The sequence below is a fragment of the Bacillus sp. LL01 genome, from assembly GCF_001037965.1.
On sequence record NZ_LFEL01000094.1, the window covers coordinates 1 to 6072 of the forward strand.

5 protein-coding genes are annotated in these 6072 nt (G+C 38.3%); all 5 read right to left on the minus strand.

Translation table 11 applies throughout. The features are described 5' to 3' along the window. The coding region (locus AB685_RS25125) for a glycoside hydrolase family 32 protein (RefSeq protein ID WP_053073953.1) at nt 1–1342 on the minus strand (1342 nt) is incomplete at its 3' end. A 302-nt stretch (nt 1343–1644) separates the two neighbouring features. After that, nucleotides 1645–2556: a carbohydrate ABC transporter permease gene (locus AB685_RS25130; protein WP_241773381.1), complete on the minus strand. Its 912-nt coding sequence runs from the start codon at nt 2554–2556 to the stop codon at nt 1645–1647. A 5-nt stretch (nt 2557–2561) separates the two neighbouring features. Beyond that, on the minus strand, nt 2562–3464 hold the full coding sequence (locus AB685_RS25135; RefSeq protein WP_047973323.1) for a sugar ABC transporter permease: 903 nt from the start codon (nt 3462–3464) through the stop codon (nt 2562–2564). A gap of 77 nt (nt 3465–3541) precedes the next feature. Further along, nucleotides 3542–4852: a sugar ABC transporter substrate-binding protein gene (locus tag AB685_RS25140; protein WP_241773382.1), complete on the minus strand. Its 1311-nt coding sequence runs from the start codon at nt 4850–4852 to the stop codon at nt 3542–3544. Between the two features lie 187 nt (nt 4853–5039). Beyond that, the gene (locus AB685_RS25145; protein WP_047973325.1) at nt 5040–6059 is read right to left on the minus strand and encodes a LacI family DNA-binding transcriptional regulator; all 1020 of its coding nucleotides are present in this window, start codon (nt 6057–6059) and stop codon (nt 5040–5042) included. Nucleotides 6060–6072 lie beyond the last annotated feature (13 nt).

Genomic DNA, 6072 nt, shown 5'->3' on the forward strand with positions numbered 1-6072 from the left:
CTGACGAACGATCGACGAACATTCTTAGTTGTAGCTTTCCATCCTTTTTTGCGATCTGTACAGAGTGTCTCCCGCTAAACGCTTCACTGAAATCAGATTCCCCTGAGCGAGTACGATCAACAAATAATGTTTCACTTTTGACCTCGTACCCAATGGTCGTTTCTTGACCTTGCTTTGATTTTCTCACTTTCAAACCAAATTCTATTGCTGTTACATCTTCCAATTCAGCCACAAGTTCAAATACATCTGCCTGCACGTCAGATAGAAGATTACTTTCAGAGCGGGCCACTTCATTTTTAATTTCTTTCACCTTCAAGCGTAAACCTTCTAGTTCAACAACAGGCTTTTGAATGAGTTTGATTTGACCCTTTTTAGTTTCGGTTAATTCAACCTGACGAGGAATCGACATCGCACTACGCCACGGGTTTGTCGGGACTTCATTAGCATATTTCCAATTACTCATCCAAGCTAGCCAAATCCTTCTACCATCTTCTTCAGGAATATCCGAAAACGATTGAGCGGCATAGAAATCTTTTCCATAGTCAATCCATAAAACCTCACTCGGATCATTCTCATTGGTAAACGTTGTTCCATCAAATTCTCCAATAAAATATTGACCACCAGAGCCACCAGCAATGGAACCGTCTCCTAAATCTACTTGCAATACCCATTTCTTATTGTCTTTATTTCCATCAACAGGCAATTGAAATAAATCTGGACATTCCCATACACCACTATGTGCACCATGTTCTAATCCGAATTCACTTAAGAAATCCCACTCCTTTAAGTTAGGAGAAGAATAAAACATCACCTTTTGGCCTGCGGCTAAAACCATAACCCACTTATTGGTTTCCTCATGCCATAGGACTTTTGGATCTCTAAAATCTTTGATTCCAGGATTTTCAACCACTGGATTCCATCGGTACTTCTCCCATGTACGCCCCTTATCCTTACTGTAGGCGATACTTTGACGTTGTAGCTCATCATTCGCATGAGTAAACATCGCCACTAATCCGTCTTTCCCGTTGAAAAAGCCTGTAGTATCATTCCAATCCACAACCACACTACCAGAGAAAATCATGCCTAATTCATCTGGTTCAAGAGCAATGGGAAGGTGCTCCCAGTGAACCATATCTTTACTGACCGCATGTCCCCAATGCATCGGTCCCCACGTATCTCCGTGTGGATGATATTGGTAAAACAAGTGATATTCACCTGCATAATACACCATTCCATTAGGATCATTCATCCAATTAGCTTCCGGCGTAAAATGAAATTCCGGTCGATACGTCTCGCTATAGTAAGTTGTTTTTTCTTTATTTTGTCCTTTTGTAAATGTCAAAATCACCACTCCCAACATAAGATAGATCTTTCTGAAATCGAATAAGGTCTCTCAAGAGTCTACTGAAAAAGGTATGGTTTTTACCTTTTATCAGTGAACTTTAAGCAATGAGCAGAACCGTTGCTTTATCTTAAGCCTGCTATGAGTGGTTTTCTCATAGCAAGTGCGCAACGTGTTGAGCCATTGCCGCTTCCTCGAATTTGCTCAAAAGTACTTTTTCAGTGCCCTCTCTCTCCATCCTTATTTTTTTATGAATAGGATTGTACCTCATCTAACCATCAATATTTTACACACCCTCTGCCCTAATTTTTAGATCCCGTATGAGTCAGACCTTCCACATAATACCTTTGCAAAAATCCGAATATAAGAAGCATGGGAATAGTTGCAATCGTTAAAGCAGCCATGACTTGCCCCCATTGTACGGGTTGCTGAGCAAAGAAATATTGCAGTCCAATTTGAATCGTTCTCATTTTTTCATCATTGGCTACGACTAATGGCCATAAAAAATCATTCCAATGATTCACGAATGTAAAAATGGCGASTGTTGCAAATACCGGCTTGGAAAGAGGAATGATAATCCGAAAGAAAATTCCAATTGGTGTACAGCCATCAATCCTTGCTGCCTCCTCCAATTCCTTTGGAAATCCAATGAAAAATTGACGGAATAAAAAGATCATAAAGGCGTTGGCAATAAATGGGACAATTAACCCTGTATACGTATTGACCCAGCCAAAGTTATGAACTAATAMATAAAGGGGCAAGAAAATACTCTCTGCCGGAATAATAATCGTGGCAATGATGATCGCCATCCAGAAGTTTTTAAACGGAAAATTCATACGGGCCAATGCATAGCCTGCCATTGAGTTTACAATTAATCCAAATAAAATAATGCCGATTGTATAGATCAAACTATTGCCTGTGTACTTGAGTAAGTCCACACRTTCTAATGCTTGTGTATAGTTGGCAAAATATGCTGATAAACTGTCATACACTGGAGGTATAAAAACGTGTACCGTTTTCATATCTTTAAAAATTTGAACATCACTCTTGAGTGAGGACACTAACATCCATATGAGGGGGAAAAGAAAAATAAACGCTAACATTCCCATAAGTAGATACAAGCCTATATTTTTGAAGACTCGACGACTTTTCATCGAATACTTGGGCACTTTGTTCACTGCAGCTGTTTGTTTCATGTTTGTCTTGGTTTCCAAATCCCTTACCCCCTATCCTCAGTTAACAATTTTCGTTGAGTCAGAGATATCCCTAAGACGATTACAGTAAAGAGAACTGCAAGTGCGGAAGCATAGCCCACATCTCGATAAGCAAATCCTACTTGATACGTATAATGAACCAACGACTTTGTCGATCCTAAAGGACCACCTTGCGTCATAATCATTGGTTGAATAAGCAACTTGAATGCAGCAATCGTAATAGTAATCACGATAAAAATCGATACATTTTTCAAACCTGGTAACGTAATATTTAGAAATTTTTTCCAACTGTTTGCTCCGTCAATGGAAGCCGCTTCATATAACGCAGCCGGAATCGTCTGAAGGCCCGCTAAAAAGATCAGCATCTGAAAACCAGCCCCTTGCCAAACAGACATCGCAATAATGGAATTCATTGCTTGATCAGCACTAGTTAAAAATGGTTGAGGAGAAAACCCTAAAGATACTAATATTTGATTAAATAAACCTTCATTCGGGTTATAAAGAAATGTCCATAAGATGGATACAACAACGAGTGACATAACCACTGGACTGAAATAAGCGGTTCTAAAAAAGGTAGTCATTCGTAATTTTTTATTGACGAGGATCGCTAATCCGAGCCCTACAGCTGTTTGAATCGGAACAATCACAATCACAAAATAAAGCGTATTTTTAAAAGCGAGACGAAACTCAGAATCTTGAAAAGCATAAATAAAGTTATCAAAGCCGACAAAATTCTTTTGACCTGGTGTCAACAAGTAAAAATCTGTAAAACTATAATAGAAAGCCATGCCCATTGGATAAAGTAAAAACAAAGATAATAAGATRAGTGCCGGTAAAAAGAAGAGGTAACCACTGATAGCTTCTCTCCATTTTTGCTTAGATAAAGTTGCCTTTATGCTTTTTACCATTACTTTCGTCACCCCTAGTGTCACTAATTTTGATGGACCAAGTAAGAATACTCGGCCCATCAATGTGCAATGTAGAATTAATCGTTAAATCTAGCTAACTCTTTATCAATTCTCGGAACAAACTGATCTAATATCACTTGTGGGTCTTCCCCTAATGCTGCTGCTTGGAACGCCTCAGCAAACAATTGTGTTAGGGTAGGGTATGCAGGTGTTTGTGGACGCGCTTGAGCTGTATTAATAACTTGATCTTTCATGACACTAAGTGGCAATTCCTCATAACGAGACATTTCGTTAAATGCTGATTCACGTGCCGGCGGCATACCTGTTACTTGTGACAAACCAATCGTTGATTCTTGGTCGGTCATAAATAGCATAAACTTAGCTGCTTCTTCTGGGTGCTCCGTCTTCGTCGTAACAGCATAAGCCATACTTCCAGATGGAGATTTAGGAACCTTGCTGTATGGGTAAGGCATCATTCCATAATCTAACCCTGCCTCTTCAGCAGAAACAGCGATCCATGGACCACCTAAAGCCATAGCTGCTTTTCCTTCTTCAAATTGCATTTCAGAAGGTGAAATATCAACAACGCCTTCAGCAAATAATGTCTTCACAAACTCTAGAGCTTCAACTGTCTCCGGTCCGTTAAAGTAACCCTCAGCCGTTGTTCCGTCATCAGACAATAATTGTCCTTCATTTGACCATACGAAAGGAAGTCCCATATACGTTAACCATTCGCCTACTCCGTAGTTCATAAATAAATTTAATCCCTTATGATCTTCTGTCGTCAAATCTTTRGCAACTGCAAGGAATTCGTCCCAAGTCCAAGCTTCTTCAACTGATGTTGGCGCTTCAATTCCAGCTGCTTCAAAAATTTCTTTATTGTAATACAATATGACAGATGATTCCATAGCTCCTAAAGAATAAAGCTTACCATCATAACTACCTTGTTGAACAATGGAATCTACGTAATCAGTGAGTTCATCTTCAGGAACATATTCATCGATTGGCATGATCACTCCAGATGCTGCGTAACTTGAAACGAAAGGTCCATCCAACTTAATTAAATCTGGTAAATTACCTGCTACTAAAGCTGTATTAATTGCATCGTTATAAGAGCTGCCTTCGTCAATAATAGGAGGTGCTACTTCAACATAAATTTCTCCTTCATGCGCTTCATTAAATTCTGCTGCTCGATCTAAGTAATATTGTGTTTCTTTTTCATTTGTTTGGTGGATCCATAATTCTAAGGTAACGGGTTCTCCATCACTTGATTCAGCCGCACTTGTATCCGTTGAATCATCTTGATTAGACTCACTAGTTCCAGTCTCTTCATTAGAAGAACTACACCCTACAACTATCAAAACACTTAGAATCAACATCATGAACATAAGTAATAATTTCTTCATTGGTCAACGCCCCTTTTTTTAATTAAAATTTGATTCAGTAAGCAATACGATGTATTACTTTCTCACCTCCTTCAATTAGAACCAACTTGTATATATTTTGTAATCGTTTACGTAAACGATTACGTAAGAGTTACATGATCAATATAAAGGTGATATCGAAGCTCCCCCTTTATATTGACTCTCGTATGACAAATTCAGTACTTAAAAGAATTTGCTCAGGTTCCCCTTGATTCTGTTCTTCAATTCTTTTTAAGAGTAAATTCACTGCTTGTTCACCAATCTCAAATGATGGCTGTTTTACAACCGCTAACGGTGGTGTAGTGATCTTCATCCAGTCATAATCATCAAATCCAATAATCGCAACTTCTTCTGGGACTTTAATTTTTTGTTCATTTAAATAACCCAAAGCTCCCATTGTCATAACGTTATTCGCCACAAACAGAGCAGTCACCTTTTCTTCCTCCACTAATTCTTTCGCGAGTTTGTATCCTGCTTGAAAGCTTGCTTCACCTTCAGCAATTAAATTAAGATTTATTTTTAAGTTATGGTCTTTAAATGCCCTTTTGTACCCCATTAATCGATCGTCACTAGTCGTTATGCCTAATGAACCGGTTAAAAAAGCAATTCTCTTATGCCCTTTTTCAATTAAAGTATTAATAGCCTCATATGTACCTTTTTCACTATCTACAAATACCCCGTCTTTACAAAAACCTCTTGGCTTCCGGTCGATAAAAACAACAGGATAATCTGACGAAAGGACATCTTCATATTGTGAAAAGTCTTCCGCTGTTGGAGCAATAATCAGACCGTCAATTAACTTTGAATTAAACACTTTAATATGTTCCATTTCTCTTTTTAATTCTTCATGCGAATTACTTAAAATTAAATGATAGCCTCTATCTTGCAAGATCGTTTCAATCCCATTTGCAATGGACATAAAGAAAAAATTCGATGTATCTGTATAGAGCATTGGAACGATCAAACCCACTGTTTTTGATTTCCGGCTTCTTAAGCCTTGTGCCATTTGGTTAGGCTGATAATTAAGCTCCTTCATTGCTTGATGAACTTTTTTCTTTGTTTCTTCTGACACATATCTCGTTTCATTAATTACATGAGATACCGTTGCTGTAGAAACACTCGCTCTTTTAGCAACATCCTTTATACTGGAACTTGTTTTACTAATACTCATATTCTCTCACCAT